Origin of the sequence: Rhodoferax koreense (assembly GCF_001955695.1) — a bacterium.
Classification (GTDB): Bacteria; Pseudomonadota; Gammaproteobacteria; order Burkholderiales; family Burkholderiaceae_C; genus Rhodoferax_B; species Rhodoferax_B koreensis.
In genome coordinates this window covers 1,202,907-1,221,837 of the sequence record NZ_CP019236.1, presented here as the reverse complement: position 1 = coordinate 1,221,837, position 18,931 = coordinate 1,202,907, and the positions used below count along the sequence as shown (strand labels likewise).

Here is an 18,931-nt window from a genome sequence, read left to right as displayed (position 1 = left end):
AATCCGAAACTACAGAAGATCAAAATAGTTTCTCGTTATTGACAAAATATCAATTTTGCAAATAATAAGAAACACAATGCCCTCGAAGCCTCCGATCGTCACCGACGCCTGTACCGCCCAGATGAAAGCCCTGGGCGCACAGATCCGCAACCAGCGCAAGGCACTGCGACTGAATGCCACGGTGACGGCCGAAGCGGCGGGGGTGTCGCGGGTGACGCTGCACCGCATCGAAAAAGGCGAGCCTTCGGTGACCATGGGCGCCTGGTGCAACGCCATGGCGGCACTGGGCATGGTGCTGCAGGCGCGCAACGTGGCCGATATTCATGCCGCATCGCCCGACCGCACGGGCTGGATTCCAGTGCGGGTGGCGCTGGCCGACTATCCGCAGTTGCGCAACCTGGCCTGGCAAGTGCACGGCACCGACACGCTCACGCCCGTGGAGGCGCTGGGCATCTACGAGCGCAATGCGCGGCACCTCGACCTGAATTCGATGTCGGCCGAAGAGCAGGCCCTGCTGCAGGCATTGCGGCTGGCCCTGCCGCCCAGCACTGGGGTTAGTGAAGGTGTTTGAGCGCTCACACCACCAGCGCATTGCCCAAGTGCTGGCGGCGCTGGATGGGGCGATGCTGCGCGGACACGGCTGCCTGTTCGGCGAAGGCACCTGCATCGCGCTGCGTTATGGCGAATACCGGGAATCGGTGGACATCGACTTTCTGGTTTCCAACGCTGCGGGTTACCGGGAACTGCGGCAATCGCTGACGGGCCCGGACGGACTCGGCGCCATCACCCATGAGCGGGCTGTGCCATTGGTGGCGCTGCGGGAGATACGGGCCGACCAGTACGGCATTCGCACCCAGGTGCAAATGGACGGGCAGGCCATCAAGCTGGAGATCGTGCGTGAGGCGCGCATCATGCTGGAGCCCCCAACGGCCGAAGACACGGTGTGCGGCGTCAGCACCTTGACATGGCTGGACCTCGCCACCTCCAAGCTGCTGGCCAACTCCGACCGCCAAGCCGACGATGGCGTGTTCAGCCGCGACGTGATCGACCTGGCCATGATGGACCTTCCCTTGCCTGCTCTACGCGCAGCCCTGTCCAAAGCGGCCGAGGCCTATGGTCCGTCGGTCGCGCGTGACCTGGGCAAGGCGATCGACCGGCTGCAAAACCGGGCAGGTTGGCTGGAGCGCTGCATGCAGGCCATGGCCATGCAAATTCCGAAAGCGGTGCTGTGGCAAAAAGTGCGGTCGCTGCGGCGCATCGCGCTCCCGACCTGAAGCCATTGCCCTTCATTTTCAACTGCGGACCCACGCGGGGTACGCTCCCGACCTCACCAACCAGAAAATCTCCATGAAAAAACTCAACGTCACCATCCAGCTCGAAATGTCCGTTCCCGATGACTGGGAACTGGTCGGCACCTCCGAAGGCACGCCTGTGCTGAAACTGCCCAATGGCGTGTTCATGGACATGGCGATCGAGCCGCTGTTCGCCAGCAACCCGGAAGAAACCTGGGCCAGCACGGATGACGACGAGGTGTTGAACGACGTGCTGGACATGGTGGAGAGCGAAGTCGTGACTTACGAATTCGTCACCCACTGAAAGGGGCGCGCGAGCGCTTCGCCGCACGCATCGTCGGCTCCTTACCCTCTCCACGCCATGCCCGCCCTGCAAATCCCGATCGACCGCGGCACCCGCGAGCCCATCGCCGAGCAGATCAGCGCCGGCCTGCGCACCGCCATCCGCGACGGGCGACTCCCAGCCGGGGCGCGGCTGCCGTCGTGGCGCGACCTGGCGGCGCAACTGGGCGTGGCCCGTGGCACGGTGCGGGCGGCTTATGAAACGCTGATCGACGAACAACTCGCCGTGGCGCTGGGCGCGGCCGGCACGCATGTGGCCCGGCGGCTGCCGCCGCAGGCGAATGCACGCACGCAGGCCGAGCCGCCTGCACGCGATCCGTTTGCCGACTACCCGCGCAGCGCGGGCCTGTTCCAGATGGGTGTGCCGGCACAGGACGTGTTTCCCACCCAGGTGTGGTCGCGCATCCTGGTGGGCGCCGCGCGGCTGGCGGCGAGCGCGCCGCTGGACTACCCCGATCCACGCGGCGAGCCGGCCTTGCGCGCGGCCATCGCGGCCTCGCTGGCGCTGACGCGCGGGCTGGCCTGCAACCCCGCGCAGATCTTCGTCACCACGGGTTATGCGGCTTCGTTGTCGCTGGCGGTGCGCACACTCGGCCTGGCCGGCGGCACGGCCTGGGTGGAAGACCCGGGCTACCCGACCACGCGCAAGGTGCTGGCGCGGCTGGGCGTGCGCCTGGCGGCGGTGCCGGTGGATGCACAAGGGCTGGACGTGGCCGCGGGCGAGGCCATCGCACCGGGCGCCGCACTGGCCGTGGTCACACCCGGGCAACAGGCGCCGCTGGGCGTGACCCTGTCGCCGCCCCGGCGAGAGGCCTTGCTGGCCTGGTCTGCACGCTCGGACGGCTGGATCGTGGAGGACGACTACCTCAGCGAGATGCAGATCGATGGCCGCGCCGCGCCGTCGATCGCGGCCGCCGACCCCACGGCCCGCGTGCTGCACATCGGCACCTTCAGCAAGACCATCACGCCAGCCCTTCGGCTGGGCTTCCTGGTGGTGCCGGCCAGCCACGCGGCACGGTTCGCCGACGAGGCCGCAGGGCAGTCGGCCGCGCCCGCGCCAATGGCGCAGCACGCGGTGGCGGCATTCATCCAGGGCGGGCACTACCTGCGGCACCTGCGCCGCATGAAACGCCTCTACGCGCAGCGTCGCGATGCCCTGGGGGCCTGCCTCGCGGCAGCCGGCGTGCGGCACCATGCGGCCGGGCTGGCGGTGCTGATGCAGCTGCCGGCCGGCATGGACGACGTGGCCTTCGCGCGCGAGGCCCGGCTGCAAGGCATGGCGCCGGTGCCGCTGTCGCCCTGGCATGCGTCGCCCACGCCGGCCAACGCGGGCCTGCTGCTCGGCGTGACCAACCTGCGCGAGGACCAGGCCGCCGCAGCGTTGGCGCGGCTCAGGGATGCGATCGCACGTTTCGGCTAGGACGCGGAGGCCTTCGCCACCGCGCCCGGCACCATGCGAAAGCTCACACCGAGCCGGTTCCAGGCGTTCATCAGGCTGATGGCCACGGTCAGGTCGGCCAGTTCCGCGGCGTTGAACACGGCGGACACGGCAGCGTAGTCGGCGTCGGGCACTTCGGTCTGCGCCACGCGGGTGACGGTCTCGGCCCAGGCCAGCGCGGCGCGCTCGCGGGCGTCGAACAAAGCCCCCGCCTCGCGCCACACAGGCACCAGCACCAGCTTGTCCACGCCCATGCCGAGCTTCTGCAGGTCGCGCGAATGCAGGTCGATGCAATAGGCGCAGCCGTTGATCTGCGAGACCCGCAGGTAGACCAGGTCGATCAGCATGGGCGGCAGGCTGCACTGCGTGAGGTAGGCGCTGGTCGCGCCCAGTCCCTTGATCGCGCCGGGCGCGGCTTTCTTGTAATCGAGACGCTGGGACATGGAAACTCCTTGTTGAAACAGTCAAAAAAACTCAGGCCGGCACCACGGCGGGCGGCATCGGCAGTTGGGCATCGAGCAGAGCGCTGGCGTGGCGCCAGGCCGCGCCGACGGCGTCGTCGCCCATCACCAGCGACTGCAGCGGAAAGAAGTGCAGGCTGCGCAGGCCGATGGTTTCGAACACCGCTTTCAGGTAGGGCGTGAGGAAGTCGGGCTGGCGTGCCCCATCACCCAGGTAGCGGCCACCCGAAGCCACGGCGATAAAGACCGGCCGGTCGTGCAGCAGGCCGCGCTTGCCCTCGGGCGTGGGCACGAAGCTGCGGTGGATGCGCAGCACATGGTCGATCCAGGCCTTCAGCGAAGAAGGCACGGTGTAGTTGTGCATCGGCGTGCCGATGACGACGGCGTCGGCATTTTCGACCTCGCGGATCAGCGTTTCCGACAAGACCAGCGCGCCGGCATTCGAGTCCTCGGCCGTGGGCATGCGCGAGCCCGCCAGTGCATGGGCATAGACGCTGTCGACGTGCGCCGGTGGCAGGCCGGCCAGGTCACGTGCCGTCACCCGGGCACCGGACGAACGCGCCATCAGCCGGGCCACGATCTGCTGCGAGAAACGCAGGCTGTGCGAATCGGCGCCGCGCGGGCTGCAGTGGAGGTGCAGGATCTTCATGCAGTCTCCTGCGCAGTCGTCGCACTGATGGGCCGGTTGAAACGCATCGCACTGCTGAGCAGGCCTTCGCGGAAGTAGAAGCGCTGCGCACGCGCGTTCGACAGTCCCGTGTCGAGCACCAGCTTGACGCAGCCGGCTTCGCTGGCGGTGCGCACCATGGCTTCGATCAACCGTGCGCCCCACTTCTCTCCGCGCGCCGACTCGTGCGTAACCAGGTCGTCGAGGTACAAGAAGCGGCCATAGACCAGGTTCTCCTGCAGGCGGTAGCCGGCCATGGCCAGCACGGTATCGCCCCGCCACGCCGCCAGCAGGCGGTAGCTTTGGCCACGCATGCGCGACACGCGGGCGATGAAATCGTCGGCCGACGGGATGTGCGGGCGCAACTGCTGCATCACGGGCCAGCAGGCGCGCAGATCGTCGTCACTTTCCGCATGGCGCAGCGTGGCGCTGCGGGCGGGTTGGTCTTCCAGGGTCATGTCCAGTCCTTCGTTCGTGCAAGAACTTTAGGTGGACACCGGGCCGCGCGGTAGACCCAAGAACTTCAGATCGCGATGGACCATCGGTGGTCGCACCGGACCGTTGTGCCGGTCACTTCCTCCTGTAGACCACCAGTTCGGTTTCGCCGGGCGGGATGTCACCCGTCATGGGGATGGTCTGCACCTTCTCGAACGGCGCGCCGGCCTCGAGCAGCCGGTGGAAGTTGCGCATGCTCGGCTGGTCGTCCAGGTAGCCGGCCTGCGACACGACGACGGCGATCTTTTCATGGTCGAGCACCGCCAGGATGTCCTGCGCGCTCATGTTCATGTCCTTGATGCCCATCTCCCGCATGATCCGCATCTCGACGAACAGCTTGTCGGCACGCCGCACGCCGATGTCGCGGCGCTCGCCAAGGGTGCGCATGTTGAAGATGAAGCTGCCGTCGCGCCGCGCCGAGACCAGCACGTTGGCACCGGGGGGCGTGAGCGCCTGCGCCAGCAGCGCAGCCTCCTTGAACCCGGTGACCACCGGCGCCGGCCCGGCCACGGCGGCCTGGAACACCAGCCAGCCCGCCAGCAGCACGGACGACACCCGCGCCAGCCGGGGCAGCACCGCGAACAGGCCCATGGCCGCCAGGATGAACAGCAAGGGCAGGCTCGGCAGGTTGAAGCGCGGCTCCTTGTTCGACACGACGGTGAAGAAGAGCCAGGAACAGCAAAGCATGGCCAGCACCACACGCATCGGCACCGGCATGCCCCTCCGCAACGACACCATGCAGCCGGCGCCGATGCCGGCCAGCACGAAGACCACGGCAGGCCAGCCGATCTGCCGCGGCAGGACGTTGAAATACCAGAACCAGTTCTGCCAGGACAGGAACGCGGGCCGGCCCGCCATCTGCACCACGAGCGACTGGTTCATCTGGCTGAAATAGGCCGCCATCAGCACGGCGGGCAACGCGACGAGACTGCCGATGGCCAGCGCCGTCAGCCGGATGCGCAGGGCCGGACGGCCCTCGTAGCGCGGGCCGAACACGAAGAACAGCACCGCCGGCACGGCGAAGACGGTCTGCACACGGGTGAGCATCGCCAGCCCGAGGCACAGGGCCGTGGCGAAGAGCCACGCCCGCCGGCCACCCTGCAGATGCCGGATCAGGCTGTAGGCCGTGGCCAGCAGCAAGGCCGCGGCCGGCACATCGGGCTGGACCTGCCGCGCCCAGAGCAGGACGCCGGGGGAAGCCAGGACGCAGATGGCGATGGCCAGCGCGGTGAGACCGTCCATGGCGCGCAGGCAGATGAGGTAGATGCACACGCCGGCGCCGAGCGCATACAGGCCGATGACCAGCTGCGCCACGTCATGGCTCGCGCCCAGCAGGGCATAGAAAGGCGCCGCGGTGACGTAGAGAAACGGCGGGTAGAAGCCGATATTGATGCCCGGGTACTTCTCGTAATACGCCTTGGCATATTCGATCGGATGCCGCAGCCCGCCTTCGAGGATGAAGTCCCGGATGAACACGCCGTTCATCGCATGGCGCGAAGAGTCGAACCACCAGAAGTCGCCGTTGCGGGGTGAACTCAGAAAGATGAAGGCCGCGAAAGCGGAAAGGGCCAGCAGTGCAATGACGGTGGGCGCATCGAAGCGGGGCCTCCCCTTCATTTCACCCCCGCCTTGCCGAAGGGCAGCCCGCACACGGTCTCGACATGGAAGCGGGGCCGGTTCTTGGACGACTCGTACACCTTCGCAAGGTATTCGCCGATGATGCCCAGGCTCAGCAATTGAACGCCGCCGAGAAAATACATGGGGATCACCGTGGACGCCCAGCCGGGCAGGGCCTCGTTGGTGAACAGGCGCAGGCAGAAGGCCCAGGCGGCCATGGCGAGGCTGGCCAGCGAGACCAGCACGCCGGCACCGGTGATCAGGCGCAGCGGATAGGCGGTGAACGAGGTCACGCCCTGCCAGGCCAGCGACAGCATCTTCGACAGCGGGTATTTCGACTCGCCCGCGAAGCGCTCCATGCGTTCGAATTCAACGATGTCGGTCTTGAAGCCGAGCTGGTGGACCAGCCCGCGCAGGAACAGGTGGGTCTCGCCGTAGTCGCGCAGCACCTCCAGCGTGCGTCGGCTCATGAGCCGAAAGTCGGCATGGTTGTAGATGACCTGCACGCCCAGAAAGGCCAGCATCCGGTAGTAGGCTTGCGCGGTGAATTTCTTGAGCGGTGAGTCCGTCTCGCGTTTGCTGCGGACCGCAAACACGATCTCGCTGCCGGCCCGGTAGGACTGAACCATCCTGGGGATGGCTTCCAGGTCGTCCTGAAGGTCGGCGTCCAGGCTGATCAGCACCTCGCCGGGCGCCGTCATCAAGCCGCACAACAAGGCGTTCTGGTGACCGCGGTTGCGACTGAGCTTGATGCCGCAGACGCGCGGATTCTGCCGCGAATAAGCCGCGATCAGCCCCCATGTGCCGTCGCGGCTGCCGTCGTCGACATAGAAGATTGCGCTGGCCGGGTCGATCTCGCCATCGGCTTCCAGGCGATCGAGCAGGGCCGTCAATCTTCGGGTGGTTTCCGGCAAGACCTCTTCTTCATTGAAGCACGGCAGCACCAGACTGATCACGGGGCGAGATCTCTTGCCTTCTTGTTCCTGAATGTCCAGACACTGTTCACGCCGTAATTCCATAGGAGGACACATGCCGTACTGAGGATTTGTGAAATGACGACATTCAATCCAATCGACAGCAGGAAAGCAAGCGCGATCGTATTGACGAGCAGCCCCGCCAGGGCGGTGATCGCAAAGCGCGGCAGGGTTTCCCGGTGCGACTTCTCGCTTTTGAACGTGAACCTGGCGTTGAGGAGATAGTTGGCCACCGCGCTGATCGAGAAGGCGATCGCGGAGGCCCGCACCGGCGGCACGCCGAAGCCCAGGGCCATGATGGCGGTCAGCAGGTATTGCAAGGCCGTGGCAAGGCCGCCCACCAGCAGGAAGCTGAATGCGCTGCGCACCGAAAAATGTTTCGTCGCTGCGGATGCTTGCTCGTGATCCATATGGATGAATTTTTGGGGCGCTTTCGGCAGCGCAGCATACACAACAAATTTCGAAGGTCGCTCGCCCCGCGCCGCCCGCTCCGAAGCAGCCAAGGGTTTGACTGCTTGCGCAGGCGAGTCCGCGCGCTTAGTGTCGGTCGGCGTCATGTCGTCAAACCGAAGCCCGCGGCAGGCGGTCACGGCCTGAATATTGCTTGATGGCGATCTCACCCTTCCCCTACCTGGAAACAGCCGATGCGAAAGAATTTCAAGTTCCATGCGATAGCGACCACCGTGATCGCCACGACGCTTGTCACCGCCTGTGGCGGCGGCAGTGACGACGTCCCGATCGCCAGCGATGCCTGCCAGGTCCTGTCCACCAGCGGCGGCTCGGTCACGGTCGGCTCCGGCGTGGCTGGTGACCCGGCATTGCCCGAAGCCGCCTCCGGCTACCGTACCGGCCTGAAGCCGGTCTACTCCCGCAACATCATGGTCACCAGTTCCAACGCGCTGGCCAGCGTGGCCGGCTGCAGCGTGCTCAAGAAGGGTGGCTCCGCCGCCGATGCGGCCGTGGCCGTGCAAGCCGTGCTCGGGCTGACCGTGCCCGAGGCCACCGGGCTGGGCTCGGGTGGCTTCATGCTTTACTACAACAAGGCGTCCGGCACCGTGCAATCCTACGATGGCCGCGAATCGGCACCGGCCGCGGCCACCGCCAACTACCTGCGCTACATCGACGACAACACCAACAAGACCACGCCGATGCCGAGCGCCCGTGCAAGCGGCCGCTCCATCGGCACCATCGGCATTCCGCGCCTGCTCGAAGCGGTGCACAAGGACCATGGCCTGACGGCCTGGAAAGACCTGTTCGGCGATGCCATCAACCTGTCGACCAACGGCTTCCAGATCGGTGGACGCCTGGCCGCCGCCATTTCGTCGAACGCGACCAGCCTCAAGCGCGACCCCGAAGCCACGGCCTATTTCTTCAATGCCGACGGCACGCCGAAAGCCCTGGGCACGGTGCTCAAGAACCCGGCCTATGCCCAAACGCTGACCAACATGGCGGCCAACGGCGCCGGCGTGATGTACAGCGGCCAGATCGCGGCCGACATCGTGGCCAAGATCGGCGCCACCACCGCCACCGATGGCTCCGCCATCACGCCCGGCAAGACCACGCTGGCCGACCTCGCCGCCTACCAGGTCAAGCGGCGCGAGCCGGTGTGCACCACGTACCGCGCCACCTACTGGATCTGCGGCATGCCGCCTCCCACCTCCGGCGGCATCGCCGTGGCCTCGGCCATGGGCGTGCTGGAGAACTTCAACCTGGCCCAATACGCACCGACCGCCATCGACGGCGAAGGCGGCAAGCCCACGGTGCTCGGCGTGCATCTGATCTCCGAGGCCGAACGCCTGGCCTATGCAGACCGCGACAAATACGTGGCCGACACTGACTATGTGCCCCTGCCCGGCGGCACCTGGGACACCATGCTCAACAAGCCCTATCTGAAGAGCCGCGCCTCGCTGATCAAGCTCACCGCCAGCATGGGCACGGCCACGGCCGGCGACCTCGGCGCGATTCCGCTGGGCGTGGACACCACCATCGAGCACGGCACCAACCATTTCACCATCGTCGATGCCTTCGGCGACGTGCTGACCGCGACCACCACCGTCGAGTCGAGCATGGGTTCGTTCCACATGACCAACGGCTTCCTGCTGAACAACCAGCTCACCGACTTCTCGGCCTCGCCCACCGATGCCAGCGGCGCGCTGGTGGCCAACCGCCTCGCACCGGGCAAACGGCCGCGCAGTTCGATGGCGCCAACGCTGGTGTTCAAGATCAACGTCGTCGGCGGCAAGGGTGACTTCGTCATGGCCACCGGTTCCCCAGGCGGCGGCACCATCATCCAGTACGTGGTGAAGACCCTGGTCGGCTCGCTCGACTGGGGCCTGAACGCGCAGCAGTCGTCCGGCCTGGTCGACTTCGGCGCGAGCAACGGCCCGACCACCACCGTCGGCGGCGAACATCCGAACGTCAACATCACCAACAACGGCAACAACGACCCGCTGATCACCGGCCTGCGCAGCCTCGGCCACACGGTTTCCACCGCGGCCCAGGCCAGTGGTGTGAACACCATCATGCGCGCCACGGTCAACGGGAGCGCGGTCTGGCAGGGCGGTACCGATCCACGCCGCGAAGGCCTGGTGCTGGGCGATGCCTTCACGCCCTGAACGGGACTTGGACCGGGCTGTATCCAGACCGTCATGCTCTCCCCTGCCCTCAACGCCGCCGCCGACCGCAACAAGCAGCCCATCCTCGATGTGCTGCGTCAGACCATTCCGGAACGCGGCCAGGCCCTGGAGATCGCCTCCGGCACCGGCCAGCACGTGGCCTGGTTTGCCGCGGCGCTGCCGCAATGGCAGTGGCAGCCGAGCGACATGGCGGCCTCGGCGCTCGGCGACATCGAGACGCTGGTGGCGCGGCATGGCCTGGCCAATGTGCGCCGGCCGGTGCGGCTCGACGTGCTCGCGCCATGGCCGCTGGACGATGCGGCGTTCGACCTCATCTACTGCGCCAACATGCTGCACATCGCGCCGTGGGACTGCTGCGTGGCGCTGATGCGCGGCAGTGCGCGCCATCTGGCGCCGGGTGGCCGGCTCGTGATCTACGGGCCCTATCTCGAACACGGCGTGCCCACCTCGGAGGGCAACCTGGCGTTCGACCTGAGCCTGCGCGTGCGCCATCCGGCCTGGGGCATCCGTCACCGCGAAGACGTGGCCGAGGTGGCAGCGCGGGCCGGGCTGCGCCTGGCCGCGCGCCACGCCATGCCCGCCAACAACCTGCTGCTGGTATGGGAACGCGGCGCCGGCATCGCCTGATCATCGACCGATGAATTGGCATGCCCGGCACGCGGTATGCTGCTCCACCCACTCGACCTTAAGCCCATGCCCCCTGCGCTTTTGAAGAGCTTGTTCGCCGGCACGATTTTCAGCAGCGCGTTCCTGCTGTTCCTGGTGCAGCCGCTGATCGCCAAGCAGATCCTGCCGTGGTTCGGCGGCTCGGCGGCCGTGTGGTCGGTCTGCATGGTGTTCTTCCAGGTGGTGCTGCTGGCCGGCTATGCCTACTCGGACTGGCTCACACGTCGCCCGGCGCGCATGCAGGCCATCATCCACGCCACGCTGCTGGCCGCCAGCCTGGCCTTCCTGCCGATCATCACGGCCGCGCACTGGAAGCCCACGGGCGCGGAAGACCCTTCCTTGCGCATCCTCGGACTCTTGATCGGCACCATCGGCCTGCCGTACTTCCTGCTGTCCACCACCGGGCCGCTGGTGCAGTCATGGCTGGCGCGCACGCCCTGGGGCGCGCAGGTGTACCGCTATTTCTCGCTGTCGAACCTGGCCTCGCTGGTGTCGCTGCTCGCGTACCCGGTGCTCATCGAGCCCTATTCGGCCCTGCGCGAACAGGCCCTCGGCTGGTCCTGGGCCTATGCGGCCTTCGTGCTGATGTGCATCACCGCGAGCATCCATGCCGCAAGGCTGGCACCAGTGGTGCACGCTGCGCCACGACCGGGCGGCGACGCGAAGGACGCGGCCCCGGGCTGGGGCACCTACGGCGTGTGGCTGGCGCTGCCAGCACTCGGCTCCTGGCTGCTGCTGGCCATCACCAACCACATCACGCAGAACGTGGCGGCCATCCCCTTCCTCTGGGTGCTTCCGCTGTCGGTCTACCTGTTTTCCTTCGTGCTCACTTTCGAGAGCGACCGCTGGTACCGGCGCGGCGTGATGCTGCCGGCCACCGCCGCAGCGCTGCTGCTGTGCGCCTACGGCCTGCAGGACAGCATCGGCTACGACGTGAAGACCGGCGTGCCGCTGTACGTGGCCGGCCTGTTCGTGCTGTGCATGTTCCTGCACGGCGAGATGGCCTCGACGCGGCCCGGCCCGCGCTACCTCACCCGCTTCTACCTGATGCTGTCGCTCGGCGGCGCCGTCGGCGGCGTCACCGTCGGCCTGGCGGCGCCGCACGTGCTGCCGGCGTATTACGAGCTCGGCATCGGCCTGGTGCTCGTGGCCCTGCTCGGCTGGATCATCTTCCGCCGGCAGCCCGCACGGGCCGCGGCCTGCCTGCTGGTGGCCGTGGCCTGCGGCTGGTTCCTGTGGCAGCAGATCCGCGGCGAGCAGGAAGGCACACGGCAGATGGCGCGCAACTTCTACGGCACGCTGAGCACCATCGACAGCGTCGACAAGGACCAGCCCGGCCACGACCGGCGCCAGCTCTACCACGGCTCGGTGAAACACGGCGAGCAGTACCTGGCCGCCGAGCGCCGCCGCGAACCCACTGCCTACTACGGCCACACCGCGGGCATCGGCCGGGCCTTGCGGTCGGCCTCCGAAAGCCCGCGCCGCGTGGGCCTGATCGGCCTGGGCGCGGGCACGCTGGCCACGTACGGCCGGGCTGGCGACGTGTACCGTGTCTACGAAATCAACCCGCAGGTGTTCGCCTTCGCCGACACCGAATTCAGCTTCCTCCAGGACAGCGCCGCGCGGATCGAGCGGGTGCTCGGCGATGCGCGCCTGGCGCTGGAACGCGAGCCGCCGCAGCGCTTCGACGTGCTGGCGGTGGATGCGTTCTCTGGCGACTCCGTGCCGATCCACCTGATCACCAGCGAGGCCATGCAGGTCTACCTGCGGCACATGCAGCCCGACGGCATCGTCGCCTTCCACGTGACCAACCGCTTCCTGGCGATGGCGCCCGTGGTCGAGAAGATCGCCCAGGCGCAAGGCCTGCACCTGGCCTTCATCCACGACGAGGCCGAAGCCAGCGACCTGCGCCGCACTGACTGGGTGCTGGTGAGCCGCAGCGCCGAGCGGCTTCAACAGCCGTTGATCAAGACCGCTGCGAGCGCCATCCCGCCCATCCCGGGCCTGCGCCTGTGGACCGATGATTTCAACAACCTGTTCGGGGTGTTGAAATGACACTTTTCCATGAACCGATGACCAATGCCGATTCACCGATGAGAGATTCAGAACTCAAAGCCATCATGACATCCGTTCGGGCTGAGCCGGTCGATGCCCTTGGATCGGGTGCGCAGGCACTTCGACAAGCTCAGTGCGAACGCTTGGGGCGGCGCACGGCTTCGCTCGGCCTGCTGGGCCTGCTGACGTTGCCCTCTGCCTGGGGGGCAACAAGCCAGGCCGGCAAAGTCCCGGCACCCGTCGTCTGGCCGCACAAACTCGCCGTGCCCGGCGGCGTGGCGCGGCTGTCCCTCGGCCCGGCCGCCGCGCGGCCCCTGGCCTTTACGGGTGACGTGCCGCTGCTGGTGGTCGGCGACGCGATCGAATGGACGGCTTTGGTCGGCATTCCCCTGGCAGCGGCACCGGGCGCGGCCAGCATCACCGTGACCATCGACGGTGACGCACCGCAGGCCATCGGCTACCAGGTCGCCTCGAAAAGCTACCGCGAGCAGCGCCTCACCGTGGCCCCGCGCACCGTGGACCTGTCGCCCGAGGACGAAGCCCGCTACGAGCGTGAGCGGGTGCACCTGACGGCCGTGATGGCCACCTTCACCGAGCGCGGCACAGAGGCCGACCTGCACCTGCAGGTGCCCGTGCCGGGTCGCCGATCGAGCTCGTTCGGCCTGCGCCGCGTGTTCAACGGCCAGGCGCGCAATCCGCACAGCGGCATGGACATCGCCGCGGCCACCGGCACGCCGGTGCGGGCGCCGATCGCCGGCCGCGTGATCGACACCGGCGACTATTTCTTCAACGGCAACACCGTCTGGCTCGACCACGGCGGCGGCTTCCTCACCATGTATTGCCACCTGAGCGCGATCGACGTGAAGACCGGCGACGAGGTGAACACCGGCGAACGCTTCTGCGCCGTCGGCGCCACCGGCCGCGTCACCGGGCCGCACCTGCACTGGGGGGTGATGCTCAACCGCACGATGGTGGACCCCGCGCTGTTCATCGACGCTTGACGGGCGATTGAACTTTTGCGGGGCGCTGCGGTTCCATAAGGGTTTACACCTGGCGCAACCCTGGAATCCGCGATGAACACCACGACGACCCGTCCTTCGGCCACCTGGCCTGTCCCCGATTCGCCGGCACGCTACGGCACGGTGAGCCGCTGCTTCCACTGGGGCATGGCCCTGTGTTTCGCGGTGGTGTTCTCCGCCGCGCTGGTGCACTATTTTGCGGAGAAGACCGCGCTGGACGCCTGGCTCTGGCCAGCGCACAAACCCACCGGCGCGCTGCTCATGGGCCTGGTGGTGCTGCGCGCGGCCTGGGCCCTGCTGCATGCACGCCAGCGCCCACCGCACGTGAACCTGGCCGCGCACCTGGGGCACCTGGCGCTGTACGCGCTGATGATCGCCGTGCCCGCCATCGGCCTGCTGCGCCAATACGGTTCCGGACGCGAATTCGCGCCGTTCGGCGTGCATCTGATGCAGGCCCGGCCCGACGACAAGATCGAATGGATGACGCAGCTCGGCAGCCTGCTGCACGGCGAGCTCGGCTGGGTCCTGCTGGCCATCGTGGCCGGGCACATCTTCATGGCGCTGTGGCACCGGCGCAGCCGCCACCACGACGTGTTGCCGCGCATGACGGACTAGCGCCGGAACCGTCGGCCTGCATCGTCCGACCATTCGCCGGTGGTGCTCCACACGATCAGCCACAGCAGACCCACCTGCACTGGCAGCCGCAGCACCAGCGCCCAGTACGGCACCGAAGGAAACAGTTCCGGCTGCTGGAGCATGTAGAAGTGCGCCGGCGTGACGGCCAGCGTCAACAGGAACAGGCCCCAGCCCGCCGCGCGGCGCGTGGGACGCCACAACAGGCCGGCGGCACCCAGCAGTTCGAACACGCCGCTGACCAGCACGGCGGCGCGTGGCCAGGGGATGTAGGGTGGCACGATGCGCATCTCCAGCCCGGTCAGTGCGAAATGGGCCAGGCCGCCGATGAAGAACCACAGGAAGACGAAGGCGATGCCCGCGATGCGCGTGTGGCTGAGTCCTGGGCGAAGCGGGGTCTGAGAGAAACGCATCGCCGCATGGTAGGCCCGCGCTCTGCCCGCGACGCCAGCCAAGGCGCCGAAGGCGGGACGGCCGGGACGCCTACACCGCCAGTCCGCACGTCGCCACTGCCAGGTTGTGCCTTAACATCTGGGCTTCCGGTCCCATCCCGAGACCTGTCCAGGAGGTGTTATGGCCAAAGGCGAGCAGTACAACAACAAGATGACGAAGAAGCCCAAGAAGGACACTTCGCCACCCAAGGATGCGGCGCTGTCCGACCGGCCCAAGCCGCCGGTCACGGCGGTGATGCCACGCGGCAAGCTGAAGAACAAATAGACCCGTAGCGGCGATGCGGGGCGCCGCACGCGCAGCCCTAGATTCCGGAGACAAGCCATGCCCGATTCCTTCGATCCCACTTCCTCTTTTTCGCGCCGCGGGCTGCTCGCGCGCGGTGCCGGCTTGGCATCCGCTGCGACGCTGGCCGGCCTGCCGCTGGTCGGCCGCGCGCAGCCGGCTTGGCCGAGCAAGCCGATCCGCCTGGTCGTGCCGTTCGCGCCGGGCGGCAGTTCCGAGATCGTGGCGCGTGCGGTGGCCGGTGAAATGGCCAAGACCATCGGCCAGAACGTGTTCGTGGACAACAAGCCCGGCGCGGCCGGCAACATCGCCATGCAGGAGGTGGCCAACTCCACCGACGAGCACACCATCATCCTCGGCCACATCGGCACGCTGGCGGTGAATCCCTACATCTTTGCCAAGGTGCCGTACGACGCCGAGCGCGACTTCGCGCCGATCACCCTGGTCTCCAAGGTGCCGAGCCTGTATGTGGTGCACCCCGACTTGCCGGTGAAGAACCTCAAGGAATTCGTGGCCTATGCCAAGAGCAAGCCGGGCCAGATGAACTACGGCTCGGCGGGCAACGGCAGCGCCGGCCACCTGGCCTTCGAATACCTGAAGATGGTGACCGACACCTTCGTCGTGCACGTGCCCTACCGCGGCACCGGCCCGATGCTGACCGACCTGCTGTCGGGCCGCCTGCAGGCCGCATCGGTCGGCGCACCCGCGCTGCTCCAGTTCATCAAGGCCGGCAAGCTGCGCTGCATCGCCACCGGCACCACCGCGCGGCTGCCGCAGTTGCCGGATGTGCCGACCGTGGCTGAACAGGGCTACAAGGGTTTCGAGATGACGCAGTGGTACGGCCTGCTCGCGCCGAGCAAATGGTCCAAGGACCACGTCGCGCGGCTCGAGGCCGAGGCGATCAAGGCCAGCCGCAGCACGGTGGTGAAAGACAAGCTGTCGCAGGACACGGCGCTCGCGGTGGGCAACACCGCCGCCGAATTCGACGCCTTCATCAAGTCCGAGCAGGCCCGCTGGAAACCCGTGATCGCACGCGCGCAGATCAAGCCCGAAGGCGCCTGAGTTTGCTGCCGCTATGCATTCCGAAGCGGCCCACGCAGGCCCTGCAAGGGCTGGCACTGTAACAAGCGATTAGGGCGCGGCAACTAACGCGAACGCCGAAAATCGGACATCGTTTTCGTCTGGAGCCCCCATGCGCACCACAAGCCACGCCAAGTCCGACACCCCGGACGTGTCCGCCCTCACCGCCGAGCTGATCACCGCCTACGGGGTGACGGTGAAGAACCTGGTGCAGGCCTATCGCATCGGTGGCGAGCGCATGGCCGATTTCCTCGAACAGCGCTGGTCCGCGGCCCTGGGCCAATCGCATGACCGGCTGAGCGCCGAGGCCCGCCGCAACGCCAAGCTGGCCCATGACTTGGCCGGCAGCGTCTACCACCGCAGCCTGGACCTCAGCACCGCCGGTGCCGAGGCGGTGGTCGACAAGGTGATCGAATTGGCGCAGCAGGGCGTGCACCATGCCGCCGCGAATGCCGCGCGTTTCGATGAAAAGATCGGCGTCGGCGCGCTCGACAAACTGGCCCGGGTGGTCGCCCCCGCCGCCGCGGCTGCCAACGTCCTGGCCAACCACATCGAGGCCACCTCCGGCGAATGGGTGCAGAAGATCGCCGATGAAACCGCGGCCAGGCCCGCGGTGCGGCGGCGCACGGCGTTCGCCCGCGCCCGCGCCCGACGCGCGGCTTAGCCTCAGGCCAGCGCCTGGGCGCGGTCGGGCTGCGTCAGGTCGAAGGGCATGAAACGCTCCGAAGCGAGCAGGTCTTCGATCGGCATGGCCGGCGCGAAGAAATAGCCCTGGCCCCGGGTCACGCCGAGTTCGAGCAAGGTGTCGAGCTGCTGCCGGGTTTCCACCCCTTCGGCCACCAGCGTCGCGCTGTAGCGGCGGGCACTTTCATACGCCAGTGAGACCGCCGCACGCATGCGCGGCTGCTCGAGCCGCGCCACCATGGCATGGTCGATCTTGACTTCGTTGAACGGAAACCTGGCGAGCATCGACAGGGCCGAATAACCCGTGCCGAAGTCGTCGAGCGACAGTCGCACGCCGGCCGCATGCAGCGCCAGCAGGCTGTCGGCCACGGTGTCGATGTCGGGCACCGGGCTGTTCTCGGTGATTTCCACCGCCAGCATCCGGCACGGCGTGCCACGCTCGCGCAGCAGCGCCAGCAGCCGCTGCCCGAAACCCGGCACGGCGATGGACGCGGCCGACACGTTCACCGCCAACGGCGTCGGCCGGCCGGCGCGCAGGCAGCGGTCGATGGCCTGCACCACGGTCTCGATGGTGCACCATTCGAATTCGACCAGCAGGTGGTTGCGCGCAGCCACCTCGAGCATGTGCGCCGGCGCCACCTCGCCACCCCGCACGTCCAGCGCGCGCAGCAGGGCTTCGGCACCGATGATCTCGCCCGTATGCAGCTGGCACTTGGGCTGGAAGTGCAACGGCGCGCGGCCGGCGCCGATCCAGCCGATCAGCATCTCGCGCAGCTGCTCGTCGAGTTCGGCCTTTTCGGCGAACGAACGGTAGAAATACCGCAGCGAACGCGAGTCGCCCTGCAGCGCGAGATGGAGGTCGCGCAGGATGGACACCGCAGGACCCGAGCCGCCTTCGAACTCCCCGCGCGGCCCTCCCGCGGCGGGCAGGCTCGCCATCGCAACGCCCATGCGCAGCCGGGGCGCAACGAGGCCGGGCCGGGTGCTGCGCAGGTGCTCGGCCAGGTCGTTGAAAAACGCTTCGGCCAGCCCGCTGCGTTGCACCGTCTCGATCGACACGCCCTTGAGCACGATGGCCAGCACCAGGTCGCTGAACATGAAGGCCGCGGGTTGGTAGGGCATCAGCGGCGCGGCCAACCGGTGGGTGCACAGCATCGGGACGAACTGTCGCCAGAAGTCGTCGGGCCAGGCGTGGCCGTGCAAGCGCACCATGTCGCCCAGGTTGTCGATCTCGAGCGTGATCAGCGTATTGGGGGCATCGGGCGCCTGCGCCAGCAGGCCGTCCAGGCAGGCGTGCAGCGCGCGGCGGTTGGGCAGTCCGGTCAAGGGCTCGGTGCCGGCCTGTGCCTGCTCACGCGCTTCGTGCCGGCGCAGCAGCAGGACGCCGCCGAGCACGACGAAGGACAGTGGTGCATAGGCCAAGCGCAGGAAAAAAGGATCGGCCGACAAGCGACTGACCGACATCCGGTCCATCCAGGCCGGCCACACCGCCGCACAGAGCCCGGCCAGCAGCGCCGCCAGCCAGACGGCCAGGAGCGTGCGATGGCCCAAATGCCGAGCCGGCCGCCGCTCGAGCCACCGGTGCATCGAGGCGCCTGCGAAGGCCATGACGCTGGAGGCCCACAGTCCCGCACCGCCGAATTCACCGAACAGCAGACCCGCCAGCGCCACGCCCGAGAGGCCGATGCCGCCACCCAGCCAGCCGCCAAGCAGGCCGGCCAGGAACACCAGATCGCCGCTCACACACAACGGCCAGCGCGAAGTCAGCAGGTCCGGTGTCTGGGTGGCCAGTGCAATGAACAACACGGCGCACAGCCCGAATGCGAGGCCGTAGCCGGCCTGCACGTACCGTTCTGCGTGCAGGCGGGACCTAGGGGTTTTCTGGACCCACCAAAGCAGCGTCGGCAGCCAGCCAGCGACCGCCGCCGTGTGCAGCAGCAGCGCGGGAATGCCGCCGCCCTGCCGGCCCCAGCCCTCCCCCAGATTCCCGAATATCTGTTGCCACATGGACCGTCTCCCCTGTTTCAATGGTGACGCCGCGCTACCGCCGAGCCGATTGCGCCGCCGGCGAAAGGCCCAGCTGGGCCATGTACAACCGCAGCGCCCATCGAGATGATTTGTATTGAATCCTAATTCA

20 protein-coding genes are annotated in these 18,931 nt (G+C 67.5%); 12 read left to right on the top strand and 8 right to left on the bottom strand.

The window, feature by feature from the left end; translation table 11 throughout:
- Positions 1-76 precede the first annotated feature (76 nt).
- From RD110_RS05850 to pdxR, 4 genes are all read left to right on the top strand, one after another.
- Positions 77-571 (top strand): helix-turn-helix domain-containing protein, encoded by a 495-nt coding sequence (locus RD110_RS05850; RefSeq protein WP_076197560.1) that lies wholly within the window; start codon positions 77-79, stop codon positions 569-571.
- Positions 558-1,274 carry a nucleotidyl transferase AbiEii/AbiGii toxin family protein gene (locus tag RD110_RS05845; RefSeq protein ID WP_239467180.1) on the top strand — a complete coding sequence of 239 codons (717 nt, stop codon included), beginning with the start codon at positions 558-560 and terminating at the stop codon, positions 1,272-1,274. Before RD110_RS05850 ends, RD110_RS05845 begins: the two co-directional genes overlap by 14 nt.
- 73 nt (positions 1,275-1,347) lie before the next feature.
- Positions 1,348-1,596: a hypothetical protein gene (locus RD110_RS05840; RefSeq protein WP_076197558.1), complete on the top strand. Its 249-nt coding sequence runs from the start codon at positions 1,348-1,350 to the stop codon at positions 1,594-1,596.
- A 57-nt stretch (positions 1,597-1,653) separates the two neighbouring features.
- The gene (pdxR, locus tag RD110_RS05835; RefSeq protein ID WP_076197556.1) at positions 1,654-3,054 is read left to right on the top strand and encodes a MocR-like pyridoxine biosynthesis transcription factor PdxR; all 1,401 of its coding nucleotides are present in this window, start codon (positions 1,654-1,656) and stop codon (positions 3,052-3,054) included.
- On the opposite strand, the gene RD110_RS05830 is transcribed toward pdxR, so the two are convergent.
- The 6 genes from RD110_RS05830 to RD110_RS27425 all read right to left on the bottom strand — a co-directional run bounded on the left by RD110_RS05830 (position 3,051) and on the right by RD110_RS27425 (position 7,843).
- On the bottom strand, positions 3,051-3,515 hold the full coding sequence (locus RD110_RS05830) for a carboxymuconolactone decarboxylase family protein (RefSeq protein ID WP_076197554.1): 465 nt from the start codon (positions 3,513-3,515) through the stop codon (positions 3,051-3,053). The genes pdxR and RD110_RS05830 overlap by 4 nt on opposite strands.
- 31 nt (positions 3,516-3,546) lie before the next feature.
- Positions 3,547-4,182: an FMN-dependent NADH-azoreductase gene (locus tag RD110_RS05825; RefSeq protein ID WP_076197552.1), complete on the bottom strand. Its 636-nt coding sequence runs from the start codon at positions 4,180-4,182 to the stop codon at positions 3,547-3,549.
- A complete protein-coding gene (locus RD110_RS05820) occupies positions 4,179-4,658 on the bottom strand; it encodes a GNAT family N-acetyltransferase (protein ID WP_076197550.1) in 480 nt (159 codons plus the stop codon). The genes RD110_RS05825 and RD110_RS05820 overlap by 4 nt, the downstream gene beginning before the upstream one ends.
- 112 nt (positions 4,659-4,770) lie before the next feature.
- The gene (locus RD110_RS05815) at positions 4,771-6,312 is read right to left on the bottom strand and encodes an ArnT family glycosyltransferase (RefSeq protein ID WP_076197548.1); all 1,542 of its coding nucleotides are present in this window, start codon (positions 6,310-6,312) and stop codon (positions 4,771-4,773) included.
- Complete coding sequence (locus RD110_RS05810; protein ID WP_239467179.1) at positions 6,309-7,268, bottom strand: glycosyltransferase family 2 protein; 960 nt, start codon at positions 7,266-7,268, stop codon at positions 6,309-6,311. Before RD110_RS05810 ends, RD110_RS05815 begins: the two co-directional genes overlap by 4 nt.
- Positions 7,265-7,843 (bottom strand): GtrA family protein, encoded by a 579-nt coding sequence (locus tag RD110_RS27425; protein WP_157900065.1) that lies wholly within the window; start codon positions 7,841-7,843, stop codon positions 7,265-7,267. Before RD110_RS27425 ends, RD110_RS05810 begins: the two co-directional genes overlap by 4 nt.
- Before the next feature lie 87 nt (positions 7,844-7,930).
- Here RD110_RS27425 and RD110_RS05800 point away from each other — a divergent pair, with 87 nt between their 5' ends.
- From RD110_RS05800 to RD110_RS05780, 5 genes are all read left to right on the top strand, one after another.
- The gene (locus RD110_RS05800; RefSeq protein WP_076197544.1) at positions 7,931-9,901 is read left to right on the top strand and encodes a gamma-glutamyltransferase family protein; all 1,971 of its coding nucleotides are present in this window, start codon (positions 7,931-7,933) and stop codon (positions 9,899-9,901) included.
- Between the two features lie 33 nt (positions 9,902-9,934).
- Entirely contained in the window at positions 9,935-10,549 is a 615-nt protein-coding gene (locus RD110_RS05795) for a DUF938 domain-containing protein (RefSeq protein ID WP_076197542.1), read from the top strand.
- 66 nt (positions 10,550-10,615) lie between these two features.
- Positions 10,616-12,643 (top strand): spermidine synthase, encoded by a 2,028-nt coding sequence (locus tag RD110_RS05790; RefSeq protein ID WP_076204451.1) that lies wholly within the window; start codon positions 10,616-10,618, stop codon positions 12,641-12,643.
- 65 nt (positions 12,644-12,708) lie between these two features.
- Positions 12,709-13,644 (top strand): M23 family metallopeptidase, encoded by a 936-nt coding sequence (locus tag RD110_RS05785; RefSeq protein WP_083686636.1) that lies wholly within the window; start codon positions 12,709-12,711, stop codon positions 13,642-13,644.
- A gap of 72 nt (positions 13,645-13,716) precedes the next feature.
- Entirely contained in the window at positions 13,717-14,277 is a 561-nt protein-coding gene (locus RD110_RS05780; RefSeq protein WP_076197540.1) for a cytochrome b, read from the top strand.
- On the opposite strand, the gene RD110_RS05775 is transcribed toward RD110_RS05780, so the two are convergent.
- The gene (locus tag RD110_RS05775) at positions 14,274-14,708 is read right to left on the bottom strand and encodes a DoxX family protein (RefSeq protein ID WP_076197538.1); all 435 of its coding nucleotides are present in this window, start codon (positions 14,706-14,708) and stop codon (positions 14,274-14,276) included. The two genes, RD110_RS05780 and RD110_RS05775, sit on opposite strands and share 4 nt — an antisense overlap.
- Positions 14,709-14,868: 160 nt before the next feature.
- Between RD110_RS05775 and RD110_RS28320 the strand changes: the two genes are divergently transcribed.
- From RD110_RS28320 to RD110_RS05765, 3 genes are all read left to right on the top strand, one after another.
- Positions 14,869-15,012: a hypothetical protein gene (locus tag RD110_RS28320; RefSeq protein ID WP_204250029.1), complete on the top strand. Its 144-nt coding sequence runs from the start codon at positions 14,869-14,871 to the stop codon at positions 15,010-15,012.
- Between the two features lie 57 nt (positions 15,013-15,069).
- Positions 15,070-16,092 (top strand): Bug family tripartite tricarboxylate transporter substrate binding protein, encoded by a 1,023-nt coding sequence (locus tag RD110_RS05770; RefSeq protein WP_076197536.1) that lies wholly within the window; start codon positions 15,070-15,072, stop codon positions 16,090-16,092.
- A gap of 130 nt (positions 16,093-16,222) precedes the next feature.
- Positions 16,223-16,774, top strand: a complete 552-nt coding sequence (locus RD110_RS05765; RefSeq protein ID WP_076197534.1) for a hypothetical protein — start codon at positions 16,223-16,225, stop codon at positions 16,772-16,774.
- A gap of 2 nt (positions 16,775-16,776) precedes the next feature.
- Here the strand turns inward: RD110_RS05765 and RD110_RS05760 are convergent, their stop codons facing one another.
- Positions 16,777-18,801 carry an EAL domain-containing protein gene (locus RD110_RS05760; protein ID WP_076197532.1) on the bottom strand — a complete coding sequence of 675 codons (2,025 nt, stop codon included), beginning with the start codon at positions 18,799-18,801 and terminating at the stop codon, positions 16,777-16,779.
- Between the last annotated feature and the right edge of the window lie 130 nt (positions 18,802-18,931).